This is a genomic window from Leptolyngbya sp. PL-A3, assembly GCF_039962325.1.
Taxonomy (GTDB): domain Bacteria; phylum Cyanobacteriota; class Cyanobacteriia; order Elainellales; family Elainellaceae; genus Vacuolonema.
The window spans coordinates 1-15,283 of record NZ_JAMPLB010000044.1 but is presented as its reverse complement, the minus strand read 5'-3'; the positions used below and the strand labels follow the sequence as shown (position 1 = coordinate 15,283).

The window sequence follows — 15,283 nt, the reverse complement described above, 5'->3', positions numbered from 1 at the left end:
TCAGCATGGCACGGACATTAACCAGGGGAGGAGTGATGGGAGTAGCCTGGAGGTATTGGCGATGGGTCAAAATAGATCCGGGGCAGGGGCGGGCAGTCGTACCCTTGGCCCCTGCTCGTGATTTTTTTCATCAACAACTGGGGTACTACGCGGATGACGAGCGGGTCGACGATAAGACCTCTCAACGTCATCTGAAGAAACACCTTGAGCAGGAGCCAGAAACTCTTGTCGGAAGGCTTTCAGAAGCTTGCTTACGGTGTTTTATTTCGACTCAGATTGATTGGATTTGTAATGACCTGGCCCAAAAGTTTGGCTCTGTAGGGGAATTTGATCATCATGATTTGCTATCCCTGGTGCTGGATGATGTGGGTGTGGCAGAGCTCGTCATATTGACGCCGTTCGCGAAGCGTACTCCATCAACCCGAGCTTTGCATCAAGCGAACAAGGGGGAACCGGAAAATTCATCAACGGTGCCTGTAAGACATATCCCGTTGGCCGTTCAAATCTTGCAAAGTTTCGATCCTGAAAAGGCCCAACTGAGTACCTGGTGCCGTCAAATGGTGGTTTCCCAGGGGGAATTCTCAAAGTTTTTGAAGGAACGTGGGATTACGTTAGAGAGTGACTGGTCCATTCTCAACAACACATCTTCAGACCAATTGCGACGAATTCTGCAGCGGTTCAACAAATTCCCCTCCCCAAAAATCGAACAGGCCGTGCATTTATTAGAGAGTTACCACGCTATCTATCGCCACGATCGCCTCCAAAAACTTCAAGAAAAGGGCACCCGTGGCCGCTGCCGCCCTCCTGGATCAGACCAGTTGATGCGGATGCTAGATTATCTCCAGAAGCGGGGAATTAGCAGTCCATCGTCTGCACAATTATTGGAGCAATTACAGGCGATCGCCCAGATCATTCGCGAATCCCGTCGCCCTCAGACTATCCCGCTGGACGATGGGCACATATCGAGCATCATCCAGCCGGAAACCGAAGCAGAAGAGCACATTTTCCTGAAGGAATATCGGAAGGTTTTTGAGGAGACTTTGACTGAGGCGATCGCCCAGGTTGTAGAAGCGCAGGCCGCTCGCTATAAGCGCCGGAAGCAACCGTGTGATCGTGAATATCTCCTGGGACTGAAGCTATTTCACTGTAAAGGCCAGTCTATGTCCGAGATAGCTCCACAGGTCAACCTTGAGCATCAATTTCAAGTCTCTCGCCTATTAAAGCTGAAGGATCTGCGGGATGATGTACGGCGCACGATGTTGGCAAAATTAGGTCAGCGCATAAGTATACTCGCCCTAGACTATAACGATTCAGTGCAACTTCACAAAGTTGACAAAGAGCTGGATATAGCAATGAATGCCCCTGTTGCTCCAGCTCTTCAAGAAGCCCTGGAAGCGGATGTGGACAAAATGATTTCAGCCGCAGAAAAGGAAGCAGCCACAGCACACTACTTCCTAAAAACATCGTTCAGCCATGTCCTCTGTCGCTACCTGGATACTAAAGAGTAGATTATGATGACCAACACATTTGATGATATTGCGCCTGTCGGTAAGTTTCTCAGGTCGGATGCTATATCGTTAACATCCGAACAGATTGATCACGCCATTGCAGCCAGCCAGCAGGGACAAACCCATGATGAACAGTGGCGGCTTTATTTACAAGCCCTGGCTATAGAAGGAATTCAGGAATGGTTCCAAATGCGGGCTCCAGATTTACCGATTATTAGAGCGGCTAGGGACGTTTCCTGGAAAGCTTCTACCGGGGGCATTTGGGAGCAGCTTCAGGTTGGGCAGTTTCGAGTGAATCTGCTAATTACGGATGCATTGGAATCTCGCGAAGTGGCCTTACCCGAAGCCGCACTGACCCATCCCAATGGCATTGCTCACTTTTACGTACTGGTCGAGGTAATGGACGAGGAAGAGCAGGTTACGATCGGCCCCTATTTGCGGCAAGATCAGTTGATGCAGCAATCTGAACTTTTGGTAATGGATGGGTTGTATTGGCTGGATACAAGCTGGTTTGAGGAACCGAGCGATCGCCTCCTGCTTGACCTGCAATTCCTAAACCCCTCGGCTATTCCGTTAGAAACTGTCACACCAGCATCCAGTACACCAGCATTACTGCTACCCACTGTACGGCAAGTCATGAACACAGGCCTCTGGTTACGGGGTCAACTGGATCAGGTGGCCCAGGATCTTGCCTGGATCCTTTTACCTCCTGTTGCTATGCCATCTCCATTGCGGCCAACACGGGCACCTGATGAGCAACTGAACATTCTCGTATCGAACCTGGTGGAACAGCAAGGTGTGTTGATTCCAGCCCAAGCGAGGTCAGCCTGTAAGGTCTTACGGGAGGGTGATCGCGAGTTTTACCTGTATGCCATTAGTTGGGAGGTAATCGCCCCCGGTCAGACACCCGAGTGGAGTTTAATGACTATTCTGGCAGCGCCATCCGGTGTTCCTCTTCCGGCGAATACAAGTCTGCAACTTTGGGAGGGACAAGGACTCCTGGTAGAGCAACGATTGGAATACCCCACCGATGGTGGCTACCTCTATGCCCAAGTTGGGGGGCTACAAAATGAGCAGTTTACGATTCGGGTACAGTTTCCGAATCAAGAAGCTATTCAGTTCCCACCGTTTAGCTTTGAGAAGGGGGAGGCTTAAGCAATTCATGGCAGAACTACGGATTCAAAAAATTGGGGAAACTTGCCTGTTTGAATTGACTTGGGGGAGCCATCAGCGCTTAACAACTCAGATCCCATTCTCCGGCTTGCTCTGGAGTTTGTATGAAGACTGGCAACGGCTTTACCTTAGCTTCTACAACACACATCTGCGGGGGCGGGTAATGGGCAGCGGTGCAGGTTATGCCCCTCCTGTAGATTTGCAAAGCCGGTTGGGAGAAGCTGAAGCTCGTCTCGTTACAGAGTTTCATCGTTGGCTACGCCATCCTGACCTGTACGACATCTCAATGCAGATTACTGAGTTGGCAAGCAAAGTTACCCCCTCTGGAAAACCGCCCGAAACCCTATCCATTTCCTGTACCCCTCTGGATCTAGCCCGTTTTCCCTGGGAACTCTGGGAAGTGAGCCGACTTCTCAAAGCAGGATTGCCGATTAGTCGCGTTACTCCTAACCTGCGCCATACCCCGATTCCTCGCCGTCGCGATCGCCTCCGGGTTCTAGTCATTATTGGTGACGACAGTGGTCTTAATTTTCAGGTTGAGAAGAAGGCTCTGTCAGGTCTCTTTCCACCGGATGCCCTTTGTTTTGTAGGCTGGCAACCTGGCAAGTCTATTGAAGCTCTGGAGACGGAGATTAAACGGGCGATCGCAGATCCTCGGGGTTGGGACATGCTGTTCTTCGCCGGACATAGCAACGAAACCCAGAGTACGGGAGGAGAACTGGGGATTGCTCCGAACACATTTATGAGTGTTCAAGATATTGCACCCCAGTTAGCGATCGCCCGTCAGAATGGTCTTCAGTTTGCCCTGTTCAACTCCTGCAAAGGTTTGAGTCTGGCAGAGTCCCTGATTGATATGGGATTCAGCCAGGTCGCCGTTATGCGTGAGCCCGTGAACAACGCAGTTGCTGAAGAATTTCTGGTGCAATTCCTACAGCATCTAGCGGGCTATCACGACGTACACGAATCCCTTCAGGCAGCCTGTCGTTATCTTAAGGTAGAACGCAGCCTGACTTATCCATCGGTGTCTCACGTTCCGTCACTCTTCTGGCATCCCCAGACTCCTCTATTTCGCCTCAACCCCCCGAGCTGGAAGCGAGTTCTTCGTCAATTCTTGCCCCGGCGTCATGAAGCGGTGGCGATCGCTCTTCTCTGTCTACTGAGCTGGCAGCTGCCTGTACAGCAATGGCTCCTGGAAAGGCGCATGCTAACCCAGTCCATTTATCGTGATTTGACCCAGCGTGATGCCTCTACTGCAACGCCCCCTGTCTTGCTGGTTCAGGTTGATGAGGAATCCTTACAGGGGAAGTTGCTGCGGCCTGTCCCCCGCGATTTTCTAGCCACCCTTGTCGATCGCCTCGCGGGGGCTCCCGTACTGGGGATAGATTATCTCCTTGATATTCAAACTCCAGAGGATGCTCGCCTGGCCGAATCCTTGGAGAGCGCGGCCAAGGCAGGAAGCCAGATTGTTTTAGGCAGTAGCTTAGACCCTAATACCCGAAAATGGCGTTATGCCAACCCGACGATTCTCAATGGTAGTGAACCGCTATCCGGAAATATGGGCGTGCGAGGCGTTTATTATGCTGAACTTCTGCGATCCGATCCGTTGCCATTGTCATTCCTTTTAGCGTCTCTACAACGGGTTTGTCTTCCGGCGAGCCGTGCAAAAACTGATGCTATCTGCAATAATCAACAACCTCAATCAGAAGCGATCGCAGCAGCCACACAGCATTCTCGTTTTTATCCACGGCTTATATCTGGGCTTAGCTATTCCCTTGGGCAAATGTGGTTGCATCCCCTGGTCGATTACTCTTTACCCCCTGAAAGAATTTATACAGCCATCTCTGCTCAAGATTTACTGAAATCAACTACATCCTTTACTTCTGCGGATCTTCAGCAATCGGTTTTGGTTGTGCCCAACTATGCCTCCGCTGGGGTTGATCAGGTGCGGGAAGACAATTTTCGTGCCCCTGCGGCATTTCAATACTGGTACAACACTCCTCATAAAGTTTTAACGGGGGGTGAGTATCACGCCTACATGCTGCATCATTATTTGAACCACCGATTCGTCGTGCCCCTACCCGACTTGTGGTTTGTACTACTGGGTGGGCTTTTAGGAAAGAGCGTGAGTCTACTATGGTGCGATCGGGCTGCTCAACGACGGAGGCGCTTAGGGCTGGTCGTAGGTACAGGCCTTTTTGTCCTCTTGAGCCTGGAATTATACCTGTCCCCAGTTGCCCTTCTCATACCGCTAACGCTGCCAGCGATCGCCTTCTGGCTTTTCGTCCTACCCTCCTTTTTTCCTAAAAAGTCATGAGGCCTCCCATGCACTACCGTTTTAGCCCCTGGAATAGGTTGTCTTTAGCCGTCTTCTCAATCACAGCTCTGTTGATGCCTGTAGCCATGCCTGCTGCGCTTGCCCAATCTCCATTCAGAGAGATGCGCCAGAATAGATGGAGTTTTTGGGATAACTCTCGCAATAATGAACCGCCTGTTCCTTCCACTCCTGGGGGTGGGCGTCCTGGTAATCGTTTGGGCAATGGAGTTTGTCTTCTAGCTCCAGTACAACTGCCAGGAGTAACAACCTTATGGAGCGATCGCCCCCTGTTCCTCTGGCGTGGTCCTGTTAGCCGTATTGAAATCGCTAATTCTGAAGGTCAGGTTATCTGGGACAAAACGGATTGGGAATCTCCGGCTGAAAATGTCTATCTGCAACGTTACGATGGTCCCGCTCTACAGCCCAGCGTTCAATATGAATGGCGGATTTACCAGAGTCCTGACGAAGATACTGTTGGCTCTAATTCTCGTTCTGTACAGGGCACAGCCACCAATGATATGCAAGTTGCTCCTGCGTTCATCATTCCAATTCAAGTGCTAACCAGGGCTGAGCGGCAACAGATTGCCGGTGAACTGGGCGCACTAGATGTCATTCTTGATGCTGAGCAAGTACCTGTCGATCAACGGTCCCTTAACTACGTATCCTTTTTCGCAGAGAAACAGCTTTGGGCAGATGCTCTCCGGGTTGCCTTCACCGCTTCTCCCAATGCCGCCTTGCAACGTTATCAAGAAGCTGTGCTAGAAACCTGCGATCGCTCCTGATTGCTCTTTTTAAAGTCCTGTTTCAGAAAACTGTTTCAGCGCTCATCCCTAACATTGTAGAAATAAAGGGGTAAATCCTTTTAGCTCGGAGGAATTTACCTCAAAATAGTCCAAGTAGCGAGGAATCGCTGGATGTGACAAGCTTTTTAGAGCTTCAGCTTCCCGCTCAAACAGTTTGAGGTTATCCCACTCAAAATCACGACTAAAAGCTAGTAGGCTGCGGCCTAAGTTCGCAACCTATGTTTTTGTGTAGGGTGCTTCGCACCCTACACAAAAACATAGGTGATGGATTTCCGCCTCAGCGTATTAGTAACTTGGCAACTACCAATTCCCCAGTTGCTTGGTCGGCACACAAAAGCGTCTTTCGCCCAGCTTTTCTTCCCAATTCCTGTTGTACTTGGTAACGTACTTCTAAAGTTTAGCTATCCATTGTCCACATTATCCCCCAGTAATTTCACATTCAGCTGTCCTCCCGTAAACAACATTTCCGTAAGGGCTGCATCAACGTTGGCAATGGAAAGTGAGTCTGAATAATTCTGTTCTAGATAGAACTGAGCTGCTCGTCGCATTAGAAGCAACTTTACGGTACACGTAAAAGCATCTATTGGAAAGATGTATTTGGCATTAGTTGTGTTTCATTGCATCGTCTGATGGTGTTTCTATTTCTATACTGCGACAATATATTGAACATCAAAACTTCCTCGAATTGTGGCGTAGGAACTTGTTTGTCTCCGCTTCGCTCTCGCTGGCAACCTATTACTCTAATGCTCACCCTACCTAGCAGTTAGAGCGCAGTGCTTCCCATTTAAGAGCTAACGCCTCTGCTTAAACATCCACTCAAGCAGTTTTTCATCATCGTATGCTGCGTTCCAAGCATCGTGTTTAACGCCTTGGAACTCGGTATACTGGACATCTGAGTCAAGCGCCCTTAGAGCTGCAAACATCCGACGCGATTCCTCTACTGATACCTTTGGATCGACTTCACCATGGAAGATCCATATCGGTAGATGTGCTACCTGTTTGGCAAATGACGCAAATGGATCTCCCTCTGACAACGATACGAGGCTTGGATAGAAAATCCCGCTGTTCTGACCATGGAATTCCGAGATAAAGCCGCAGACCACTGCTACAGCGGCAAATCGGGTAGGATAGCGGGAAGCTAGATACCAACTCCCATTGCCACCTGCGGAATAGCCTGTGAGATAGACTCGCGAAGAATCACCAGAGAACTCAGCGATCGCCTTATCTAAGGCTGCCAGTGCTACAAGTCCCGCCGTACCTTGCCATCCTGGTTCTCCATTGACATGGGCTTGCGGAAAGACAACGATAGCTGGTACACGATCAGGAAACCGACGAATAGCGCTGGCTAAACCAACAGCCGTTTGGCGAATACCATCGCTGCCATATTCACCCCCTCCATGCAAAGCAAGAATAACAGGCCACTTAGTAGACCTTTGAAATTCGCGTGGGACATACACCTGGTATCGATACTCCTGGTCATCGAAGACAAGGATACGATTTAGGAAGCCTGTCTCGATTTTCATGATTGTATTCCGTAGTACACTCAGCTTAAAATGCTACCCTAATTTTTTCAGATGTCTAATTCATCCATTAGTTCGGACAGTTTTTCTGAAACTCTTGGTTTTGCGTGCGCTTCGCGCACGCAAAACCAAGAGTTTCAGAAAAACTGTCCAGAGTATTGATTCATCATTGTGATGTGATATGGCTTATCGATCCCGATCTCGTTCCAAACAGTCAATAGCATCTTGATAGAGTTCTACATCTGATTTATGCGGGCTTCGTCGTCGTTCGAAGTCAATATTTCTACCAGAAAATGGCGAAGCAATTCCACGGTCTCTGAGATCCGAAGGGGGGTGTCTTCATCATGCCGTAGGATCATCAAAAGCTGGGAAGAGCCCATAATCCTTGTGGTGGACTACTAGTTTATCAACCCACACTTCTTTGAGGCACAACCAACCGCCTTTTCAAACATCCTCTTAACTTGGCTACTTGAGTAGTCATGCATATTACCTTCACGCACTATTTCGTAAAATAATCGTGCAATCTGTTCAGCATCTTGTGTTTGATTACTGTCATAAATTATCAAGAATTTCTAGAAACTCATCTCTTTTGTTTTGTCACGAAGAAAAGCAACACGATTGGGAGCAACACCACAAACCCTAGGGAGCTAAGCTGTGTCGCATTATCAAATAACGAGAAGTGGTGAGTTTGCGTCAGGTGAAAGATCAAGTGTGGTACTGCGAAGGCAAGCCAACTGACCAACGCAACCTGAATTAATCGCCGTTCAAGTAGTGCTGCTGCTGCTGCCAGCAGTATTCCAAAGCCAAGATTATTTGCACCATAGTCCCGAACTAAATGTTCGTTGTAAGGTCCTAAGATTGAGATCCAGTTCCTACCGGGGAGCGGAAAGATTTCATAGAAGTGATAGGGGACAAAAAAAGCCCAAACGCCAATGGATAGAGGAACGATCGCTAAGAGCCATAAGCTGAACTGGAGCCAGTTTTGACGTGCCAACTGTTGATTAAGTGTATTGTTCATAAACTCTCTTTCTTTCTAACAATACTCTGGACAGTTTTTCTGAAACCCTTGATTTTGCGTGCGCTTCGCGCACGCAAAATCAAGGGTTTCAGAAAAACTGTCCGAACTAATGTTTCTAATTAGTTTATTTTTAGATAGAGGGTCCGGTTTAAGAATTCATGCCAGCCGACTTTGCCGTATTTTTGGTCAGAACAGAGTTGTGTTCCTGAACGAAAAGCTTGGGCGATTTTTCCAGGAATGGGAACCTCTACAACGCTCCGTTTCTGTCCGGTTACTTTGAAATACGCTCTAGCCAAATCTGCTGCTGTCCAAATTTCAGAACCACCAATGTCACTCACTCGTCCAACAGCCTTTGAAAGAGCCAGTTCTACCAGGCGATCGGCAACTTCACTCACTTCAATAGGCTGGAGCAGAAAGCCTTTGGGTACAAGCATGACAGGAAGGCGATCGAGCAATTGGATGAGCGTTAATACAAATTCGTGGAACTGTGTCGCTCTAAGGATTGTCCAGGGAATCACAGCTTGCTCGATGATTTGTTCTGTCTGAAGTTTCATACCATAGTAGGGATAGAAGGGATTGCGATCGACCCCAACAATCGAGATATAAACGATGTGAGAAACACTTGCCTGTTCTGCTGCCTGAAGTAAACGTTGTGTTCCTTCGACATCGACTTTGCGTGGATTGGTGGGGCTTGAAGCACAATGAACAATAACATCAATTCCTTCTAAGGCTTGCTCCAAGCCCTCACCCGTCAGTAAATCGCCTTGCACAGTGCCGGGACGTTTACTGCGGCTAAGAACCTGAACATTACAATCTTTTGCTTGCAGGCGATTGACCACCAGAGAACCAAGGGAACCTGTCCCTCCTGTCACCAAAATGTTTGATGCGTTCATTTTGAAACCTCCCGCTGCGGAAGTAAGGGTCTAAGTGTGATTGCGTTAACCCAATTTGTCTTGTTAGAGTGTGATTGATGCGGTTCACTTGATTGGGATTGGGTTCGATACCAGTTAATCGTTTGCAGAATCCCTTCTCGGTAGGGAGTGGTCGCAGCTTCTCCAAAGGCAGCTTGGTACTTGTTACTGTCGATAATGAAGGGTTGTTCAAATTGGTAAATTATTTCTGCCCCTTCCCGCGCTAAAGACCAAAACAGCCCCAGTGCTTTCACGACTTTAGAGCTACAGGCAGTGACTTTCGGGACTCTTCCCACTTCCTCAAAAATCAGGTGAACAAACTCTCGGCCTGTAATCGGTTCTGCAGTAGGAATATGCCAGACCTGGCCGATCGCCCCGTCATGCTCAGCCAGGGTTACCAGTCCTTTGGCAAAGTCATCAATGAATAGCGGTGTTAATGGTAGATCTAGATTGCCAAACCACGTTGCTCGCTTGCCTGACAGTGCGGCTTCAAACAAGTTTTGCCCCAGCACTGACTCAACCCGTGGACCGTACAACTCCCCACCCCGACCAATCACGGCTTGCACCTGGCCTTTGTTATGAGCCGCAAGCAGCATTTCTGCTAACCAGGCACGCAATACGCCTTTGTTGCTAACGGGTCTGGAAGGTAAGTCTTCGGTCATAGATTGGTTCGCTTTGCCATACATCCAGGTGTCATCTGCAAACACCAATTTGGCATTGGCAGAAGCAGCACCTGCGATCGTCGCCTCCATCACGGCTGGAAAGAGTTCCCTCCATTGAGGAAATGGCGGATTAACGCAGTTGTAAACTACAGTTGCTCCCTGGCAAACTTCGCGCATTTGAACTGAATCTGTTGCGTCGGCTTTGAGAATTTCAATATCGAAGGGAAAATCGGCATAACCGCTGCGGTTCACACCACGAACCTGTTTTCCTCGTGCAACTAGTTCTCGCACGATCGCACTCCCCGTTCCACCACTGGCTCCAATGACAACATGCAGTTCGTTTGATGTCATAAGATACTCCTTCCCGTTCTACAGTCATCATCAGTGTCCTCCTCAAGTTCATTTAGACTCTGACTTCTACTTGAGCTATATTCAGCATGAGTTGTTCTAAATTCTTGGGGTGCATCGCATTTAGATACTTGTGAGCGATCGCTGGAGTCAATAACTCCAACATCAGTTGGTTTTCCACCCAGAACTCAATCACGTCAAATAGCCCATCGCGATTACAGGGCAACACTCGCCATCCTTCCCGTGTAGCAATGCGCTCAATCTGTTCCAGGCTAGTCGGGACAGAAATTGCTGCATGAACAGCACTGTAACTTGCAGGATGAACATTTTGCTGAAACCCGGCTTGGCGATCGCCCTGTCCGGGAACAACCAAGCTATCAGACGGATAGATTTCAATCAGAGTGCCGTACTCATCACCTGCTACCACCATGTAGCTGTTGGGATTCGGTGGAAAAATTCCCACTTTTCCATCAAAAACTTCCGCTAGGACTTGAGCAACATGGAGCGGATTATTTGCTGGGATTGAAATGTGGTGAATCATCATGATTTCTCCAATTAGAGTGTTCAATAGTCTGTTTGAGATTTATAAGGCAGATGCTTTGGGAAGTTTGAAATGGATGCTTAATTAGCGCTAGAAAGACAATGTAGGCAATTGCATTTTGCATCTCAAATTCAAATTGCCAGGTAATCTGCGTTCCTGTACTGTGCGGCTGATACAACCATTGACCTGAAGCAGAACGTACGAGCCAGGAAAACGGTGGTTTAAATCCATTGAGTAATTTATAAGCTTGAAGAGTAGGACGCTGAAGTGAAACAATCGCCTCCTCAATCTCAGAACCGTCACTGTTCTGCACAATGCGTGTACTGCCTTCATGCAGAGGTAAGCCATCCGTTGTGATTGCACTCACAATGGCAGGAATACCTCGATAACCTGTGAAGAACTTCGGCAAGTTTTGGCAATCAATCGAACAATCAAACACTTGCTCAATGGGTGCATCAATGGAAATTTGCACGTTGGTCTGCACTCGCATTCAACATCCCCTCAATGGTTAGCAACAAAACGAACTAGACCGTTCGGTTCGATTAATTCGATAGTAGACCGATTCGTTCGGTCGCAAGTCCCCCAACCGGGTGGTTATTAGACTAGACCGTACGGTACGATTGAATAGATTCCTTCCAGTTGTGTCATGCCCAAAGAAACCAGGCAATCCACCAAAGCAGAGCAAATCTTGCAAGGAGCCTTACAAGAATTTTTGCGGGATGGCTATGCGGCTACCAGCATGGCCCGGATTGCGGCAACTGCAGGGGTGTCAAAGGAAACGCTCTACACCTACTTCGAGAGTAAGGAAAAGCTATTTGCAGCGATCGTACAATACACGGCTGAGCAGCATCTTCAACAGGTGTTTGCCTCAAATTCATTACCGCCCGATCCAGTAGAACAGTTGCGATCGCTAGCGGCGAAGAGCATTACCCCCGAAAATCTTGACCCGATGCGAATGAACTTTTATCGGTTGATTGTGGGAGAATCGGGGCGGTTTCCTGACCTAGCGCGGTTCTATGTTGAGCATTTTGAAAAACCGGGTTTGGAAGTTTCAGCGAATCTTTTGCAATCGGCTCCCCAACTCCGCAGTTCAGACCCACAAGCCGTTGCCTGGATTATTTCTGGAACGTTGAGCCACTATTATCAAATGATGGAGATGTTGCAAGGCAAGGATATCCTGGATATGACCTTCGATCGTTTAGTAGAAGCTCTAATTGAATTACTGTTTGGCGATCGCTGACCGCATCTCCAAAGAGCGGATATCGCTCAGGGGTTGTGCCGTTACAGGCGGCGGGTAAGGTTTGGCAAAGGTGAAACATTCGGGTGAATCTCCGTGTAAAGCAAGTTGTTCTAGCTTTGCTTTTCCTTCCTCAATCGTAGGCAAACAATGAACAGGAATCCACCAGAGGGCAAGATGCTCACCCTGATATCGTTCAAACCAGTTGCGACGACGGATAAAGAATTCACCGTGTAAGGTCTTATAAACATAGTTCTTTAGCTGCTCGACGCTTTGCCAAACCGATAAGTTAATCAGCATTTTTGGATCAGAATAGGCTTGGATATCGGTTGCATTACCCGATGAACTTTGTAAGCGCCAAACAAAACCAGGGCTGCGATCAGCAATGGTATTAACTTCATTCAGTGCTGCTGCAAACTCAGTCATACCTGGATCATCTAAAGGAGCTTTCATCAGTGCAACATTAATCTGGGCGAGATGGTAGTTCTGTGAAGGCAATACATTCAGTTCTTGTGCAGCCATCGTTCGCTCCCATAGGATTACTGAAAAAGGCGATGTTTTTAGTATCGTGAGGTCTCGCTGAGGATTCCAGAGAGAATAAAGTAACTTAGCTGGTAATTTAAGCGGTAAGTTAAGACAATGTAGGAGGATGCTGGCTTTCTGTCGGGGAAGCTTTGAGTGAGGCGGGTTGGGCGGATATGGAACGTAAGCACAGTTCTCGTAAACGGGGTGTTGTTTTAACCGCACAAGGACTGCGGAAGTTGCAAGCTGCGCGACGGCAGGCTGAGCTTACTGATAACTTCGGCGATCGCTACACCCTGGAGGAATTGAGTGAACGCACTGGAATATCGCTAAAAACTGTCACTAAAGTATTAGAAGCTTACAACACCGTTGATAAACCAACTCTAGAGGCATTCTTCCAGGCATTTCAGATCATGCTGGAGCGGCAGGATTATCGCTATCCTAACGATGGCTTAGATGCTCAAGTCCTCAATTCAGATCCAGCGCTTCTACAACCATCAGCACTACAACAAAAACTCCACATCGATTGGGGAGAAGCGCCGGATGTCTCGCTGTTCTATGGTCGCCAGGCGGAATTGTCACAACTGAGAGAATGGATTGACATCCGAAATGAACGACCCCGTCGCTTAATTGCAATTCTTGGGATGGGAGGTGTCGGTAAAACGGCTCTCGCCACCAAATTGCTGCATGATGTAATCAATGATGATGCTAAAGAGCGACCGTTTGAATATGTCATTTGGCGATCGCTACGAAATGCACCAACGCTTGAAACAATTCTGACCCAGTGGTTAGCAATTCTATCGGATCACAAGGAAACGCAACCCAGCTTACAAACGTTATTACGCTATTTGCAGCACCATCGTTGTTTACTGGTTTTAGACAACTTAGAGTCGGTTTTGAGTAAAAAAGCAGGCATCTATCAACAAGGTTATGAAAGTTATGGCGAACTTTTTCAGTTAATGGGTGAAACATCCCATCAAAGTAGCTTAATTGTGACAAGCCGTGAAAAAACAATTGAACTCAGCACTTTAGAAGGAGATCGTTTTCCAGTTTGCTGTTTATCACTCAAAGGTTCTGATGAAGCCAGTCAGTATCTACTGCAAGCAAAGGGATTAAAAGGAACTGTCGAACAACAAAAGCAACTGTGCGATCGCTACAGTAACAGTCCATTAGCCATCAAAATTATTGCAGCCACTATTCAGGACTTATTTGATGGAGAAATCGAAACCTTCCTACAAGAAGAGACGATGGTGTTTCATGGCATTCGTCGGCTGCTCGATCAGCAATTTGAACGTTTGTCCGATTTAGAACAAACAATCATGTTCTGGTTAGCCATCAATCGTGATTGGACTGCCATTAACGAACTGAATACGGATCTGTTGCCTTCTGTAGCCCGTAGCAAAATTCTGGACGCCCTCGAAAGTTTGTACTGGCGCAATTTGATCGAAAAGAAGCAAGGAGCCTATACCCAACAACCCGTAGTCATGGAATATGTAACAGAACGGTTGATTGAACAAATCAGTGCCGAACTCCTGGCAATGAACGAACGATCGCCTGTTTTGCTACATCGCTATCCACTGCTTAAAACAACGGTAAAAGACTACATCCGGGATAGTCAGCAACGGTTAATTGTAGAAGCGATCGCCCGTGAACTACAGTCAAATTTAAGCTCTCAACTTGCCGTTGCTCAACATCTCAAAGATTGTTTAGCAATGCTTCGTCCAACCGTTACTAATTGGACGGAGTTCATCCCAGAACCGAGCTATGCGGCAGGCACTATCCTTAATCTGCTTCGTTCACTAGGGATTGATTTGAGGGGGTGTGACTGTTCCGGGTTATCGGTTCGGCACGCTTATTTGCCTAATGTTCCCTTGCCCTACGCTAATTTTGCCCATTCCGATTTGCAGCGATCGCAGCTCACCGATAGCTTTGGAGCAGTGCTTGCCGTGGCATTCAGTTCGGATGGCGGCTCTTTTGTGAGCGGCGAATTGGGTGGATATTTGCGCTGCTGGCGTGTTAACGACGGGCAGGCAATCTGGGCAATAAAAGCCTACAATAGCCGAGTTCATTCGATCGCAGTGAGTCCCGATGACACAATTATCGCTGTCGGAACAACCGACCACTCGATCGAGTTCTGGGATATAACGACAGGTCAGCATCTCCGATCGCTGATTGGACACCAAGATCAGGTTTACTGTGTCGCCTTTCATCCCACCCAACCACTATTAGCCTCCGCTAGTGGCGACACGACCATCCGATTATGGAACATAGAAACTGGAACGTGTCTGCACAGCTTTACAGGCGAAGACGGACATACCAATCAGGTGCAAGCTATTTGCTTTAGCCCCAAAGGCGACTACCTGATCAGCGGCAGTAGCGATCGCACCATTAAAATTTGGAATCTCAAAACCAACGAACTGCGGCAGACCCTGGCTAACCATGAAGACCAAATTTTTAGCGTCAATATCCATCCTGATGGTAACTGGTTTACCAGTGGCAGCCCGAATGGCACCCTAAAACTCTGGCAAATTGGAGAGTGTTTAGATTTTTGTGTAAGCCTTTAGATTTTTAATAGTTGAAGCGTCCTGGAAATAGGATAGCAAAATGAGACAAGGCTGCCTTCCAATTTTTTATCGGTCGATTCCATCGCTTAGCAATGTTGTTCATTGCCAAATACATCAGCTTGAAAACAGACTCCTCATCTGGAAACACAGCCTTGGTTTTAA

The 15,283-nt window shown here is 47.9% G+C and carries 14 protein-coding genes and 2 pseudogenes; 6 read left to right on the top strand and 10 right to left on the bottom strand.

Going from position 1 to position 15,283, the window contains the following annotated elements:
• Window positions 1-5: 5 nt before the first annotated feature.
• From NDI52_RS24580 to NDI52_RS24565, 4 genes are read left to right on the top strand one after another with little or no spacing between them, the layout of a single operon-like run.
• Window positions 6-1,508, top strand: a complete 1,503-nt coding sequence (locus NDI52_RS24580) for a hypothetical protein (protein WP_190775255.1) — start codon at window positions 6-8, stop codon at window positions 1,506-1,508.
• A 3-nt stretch (window positions 1,509-1,511) separates the two neighbouring features.
• Window positions 1,512-2,663 (top strand): DUF1822 family protein, encoded by a 1,152-nt coding sequence (locus tag NDI52_RS24575; RefSeq protein WP_190775254.1) that lies wholly within the window; start codon window positions 1,512-1,514, stop codon window positions 2,661-2,663.
• Window positions 2,664-2,670: 7 nt separating this feature from the next.
• Window positions 2,671-4,995: a CHASE2 domain-containing protein gene (locus NDI52_RS24570; RefSeq protein WP_190775253.1), complete on the top strand. Its 2,325-nt coding sequence runs from the start codon at window positions 2,671-2,673 to the stop codon at window positions 4,993-4,995.
• Window positions 4,992-5,777, top strand: coding sequence for a hypothetical protein (locus NDI52_RS24565; protein ID WP_348256536.1), 786 nt, complete (start codon window positions 4,992-4,994; stop codon window positions 5,775-5,777). Before NDI52_RS24570 ends, NDI52_RS24565 begins: the two co-directional genes overlap by 4 nt.
• Before the next feature lie 72 nt (window positions 5,778-5,849).
• On the opposite strand, the pseudogene NDI52_RS24560 reads toward NDI52_RS24565, so the two are convergent.
• From NDI52_RS24560 to NDI52_RS24525, 8 genes and pseudogenes are all read right to left on the bottom strand, one after another.
• Window positions 5,850-6,162, bottom strand: a pseudogene (locus tag NDI52_RS24560) (hypothetical protein); the annotation flags it as partial.
• Between the two features lie 37 nt (window positions 6,163-6,199).
• Window positions 6,200-6,346 carry a hypothetical protein gene (locus NDI52_RS24555; RefSeq protein ID WP_190775251.1) on the bottom strand — a complete coding sequence of 49 codons (147 nt, stop codon included), beginning with the start codon at window positions 6,344-6,346 and terminating at the stop codon, window positions 6,200-6,202.
• A gap of 243 nt (window positions 6,347-6,589) precedes the next feature.
• Complete coding sequence (locus NDI52_RS24550; RefSeq protein ID WP_348256535.1) at window positions 6,590-7,321, bottom strand: PHB depolymerase family esterase; 732 nt, start codon at window positions 7,319-7,321, stop codon at window positions 6,590-6,592.
• Between the two features lie 577 nt (window positions 7,322-7,898).
• Window positions 7,899-8,336: a hypothetical protein gene (locus NDI52_RS24545; RefSeq protein WP_348256534.1), complete on the bottom strand. Its 438-nt coding sequence runs from the start codon at window positions 8,334-8,336 to the stop codon at window positions 7,899-7,901.
• Window positions 8,337-8,455: 119 nt separating this feature from the next.
• Complete coding sequence (locus NDI52_RS24540) at window positions 8,456-9,229, bottom strand: NAD(P)H-binding protein (protein ID WP_348256533.1); 774 nt, start codon at window positions 9,227-9,229, stop codon at window positions 8,456-8,458.
• Window positions 9,226-10,260, bottom strand: coding sequence for an NAD-dependent epimerase/dehydratase family protein (locus NDI52_RS24535; protein ID WP_348256532.1), 1,035 nt, complete (start codon window positions 10,258-10,260; stop codon window positions 9,226-9,228). Before NDI52_RS24535 ends, NDI52_RS24540 begins: the two co-directional genes overlap by 4 nt.
• A 52-nt stretch (window positions 10,261-10,312) precedes the next feature.
• A complete protein-coding gene (locus tag NDI52_RS24530) occupies window positions 10,313-10,798 on the bottom strand; it encodes a hypothetical protein (protein ID WP_348256538.1) in 486 nt (161 codons plus the stop codon).
• A complete protein-coding gene (locus NDI52_RS24525) occupies window positions 10,767-11,288 on the bottom strand; it encodes an SRPBCC family protein (protein WP_348256531.1) in 522 nt (173 codons plus the stop codon). Before NDI52_RS24525 ends, NDI52_RS24530 begins: the two co-directional genes overlap by 32 nt.
• A gap of 156 nt (window positions 11,289-11,444) precedes the next feature.
• Between NDI52_RS24525 and NDI52_RS24520 the strand changes: the two genes are divergently transcribed.
• Window positions 11,445-12,038 carry a TetR/AcrR family transcriptional regulator gene (locus NDI52_RS24520; RefSeq protein ID WP_190773757.1) on the top strand — a complete coding sequence of 198 codons (594 nt, stop codon included), beginning with the start codon at window positions 11,445-11,447 and terminating at the stop codon, window positions 12,036-12,038.
• Here the strand turns inward: NDI52_RS24520 and NDI52_RS24515 are convergent.
• A complete protein-coding gene (locus NDI52_RS24515; RefSeq protein WP_190773758.1) occupies window positions 12,018-12,557 on the bottom strand; it encodes a DUF3291 domain-containing protein in 540 nt (179 codons plus the stop codon). The two genes, NDI52_RS24520 and NDI52_RS24515, sit on opposite strands and share 21 nt — an antisense overlap.
• 176 nt (window positions 12,558-12,733) lie before the next feature.
• Between NDI52_RS24515 and NDI52_RS24510 the strand changes: the two genes are divergently transcribed.
• Window positions 12,734-15,121 carry an NB-ARC domain-containing protein gene (locus tag NDI52_RS24510; protein WP_348256530.1) on the top strand — a complete coding sequence of 796 codons (2,388 nt, stop codon included), beginning with the start codon at window positions 12,734-12,736 and terminating at the stop codon, window positions 15,119-15,121.
• Between the two features lie 4 nt (window positions 15,122-15,125).
• On the opposite strand, the pseudogene NDI52_RS24505 reads toward NDI52_RS24510, so the two are convergent.
• Window positions 15,126-15,283: pseudogene (locus tag NDI52_RS24505) on the bottom strand (IS256 family transposase); the annotation flags it as partial.

Coding starts and splice junctions, on each gene's coding strand:
- NDI52_RS24580 (WP_190775255.1), top strand. CDS start 6: ATGGCACGGACATTAACCAGGGGAGGAGTGATGGGAGTAGCCTGGAGG.
- NDI52_RS24575 (WP_190775254.1), top strand. CDS start 1,512: ATGATGACCAACACATTTGATGATATTGCGCCTGTCGGTAAGTTTCTC.
- NDI52_RS24570 (WP_190775253.1), top strand. CDS start 2,671: ATGGCAGAACTACGGATTCAAAAAATTGGGGAAACTTGCCTGTTTGAA.
- NDI52_RS24565 (WP_348256536.1), top strand. CDS start 4,992: ATGAGGCCTCCCATGCACTACCGTTTTAGCCCCTGGAATAGGTTGTCT.
- NDI52_RS24555 (WP_190775251.1), bottom strand. CDS start 6,346: ATGCGACGAGCAGCTCAGTTCTATCTAGAACAGAATTATTCAGACTCA.
- NDI52_RS24550 (WP_348256535.1), bottom strand. CDS start 7,321: ATGAAAATCGAGACAGGCTTCCTAAATCGTATCCTTGTCTTCGATGAC.
- NDI52_RS24545 (WP_348256534.1), bottom strand. CDS start 8,336: ATGAACAATACACTTAATCAACAGTTGGCACGTCAAAACTGGCTCCAG.
- NDI52_RS24540 (WP_348256533.1), bottom strand. CDS start 9,229: ATGAACGCATCAAACATTTTGGTGACAGGAGGGACAGGTTCCCTTGGT.
- NDI52_RS24535 (WP_348256532.1), bottom strand. CDS start 10,260: ATGACATCAAACGAACTGCATGTTGTCATTGGAGCCAGTGGTGGAACG.
- NDI52_RS24530 (WP_348256538.1), bottom strand. CDS start 10,798: ATGATTCACCACATTTCAATCCCAGCAAATAATCCGCTCCATGTTGCT.
- NDI52_RS24525 (WP_348256531.1), bottom strand. CDS start 11,288: ATGCGAGTGCAGACCAACGTGCAAATTTCCATTGATGCACCCATTGAG.
- NDI52_RS24520 (WP_190773757.1), top strand. CDS start 11,445: ATGCCCAAAGAAACCAGGCAATCCACCAAAGCAGAGCAAATCTTGCAA.
- NDI52_RS24515 (WP_190773758.1), bottom strand. CDS start 12,557: ATGGCTGCACAAGAACTGAATGTATTGCCTTCACAGAACTACCATCTC.
- NDI52_RS24510 (WP_348256530.1), top strand. CDS start 12,734: ATGGAACGTAAGCACAGTTCTCGTAAACGGGGTGTTGTTTTAACCGCA.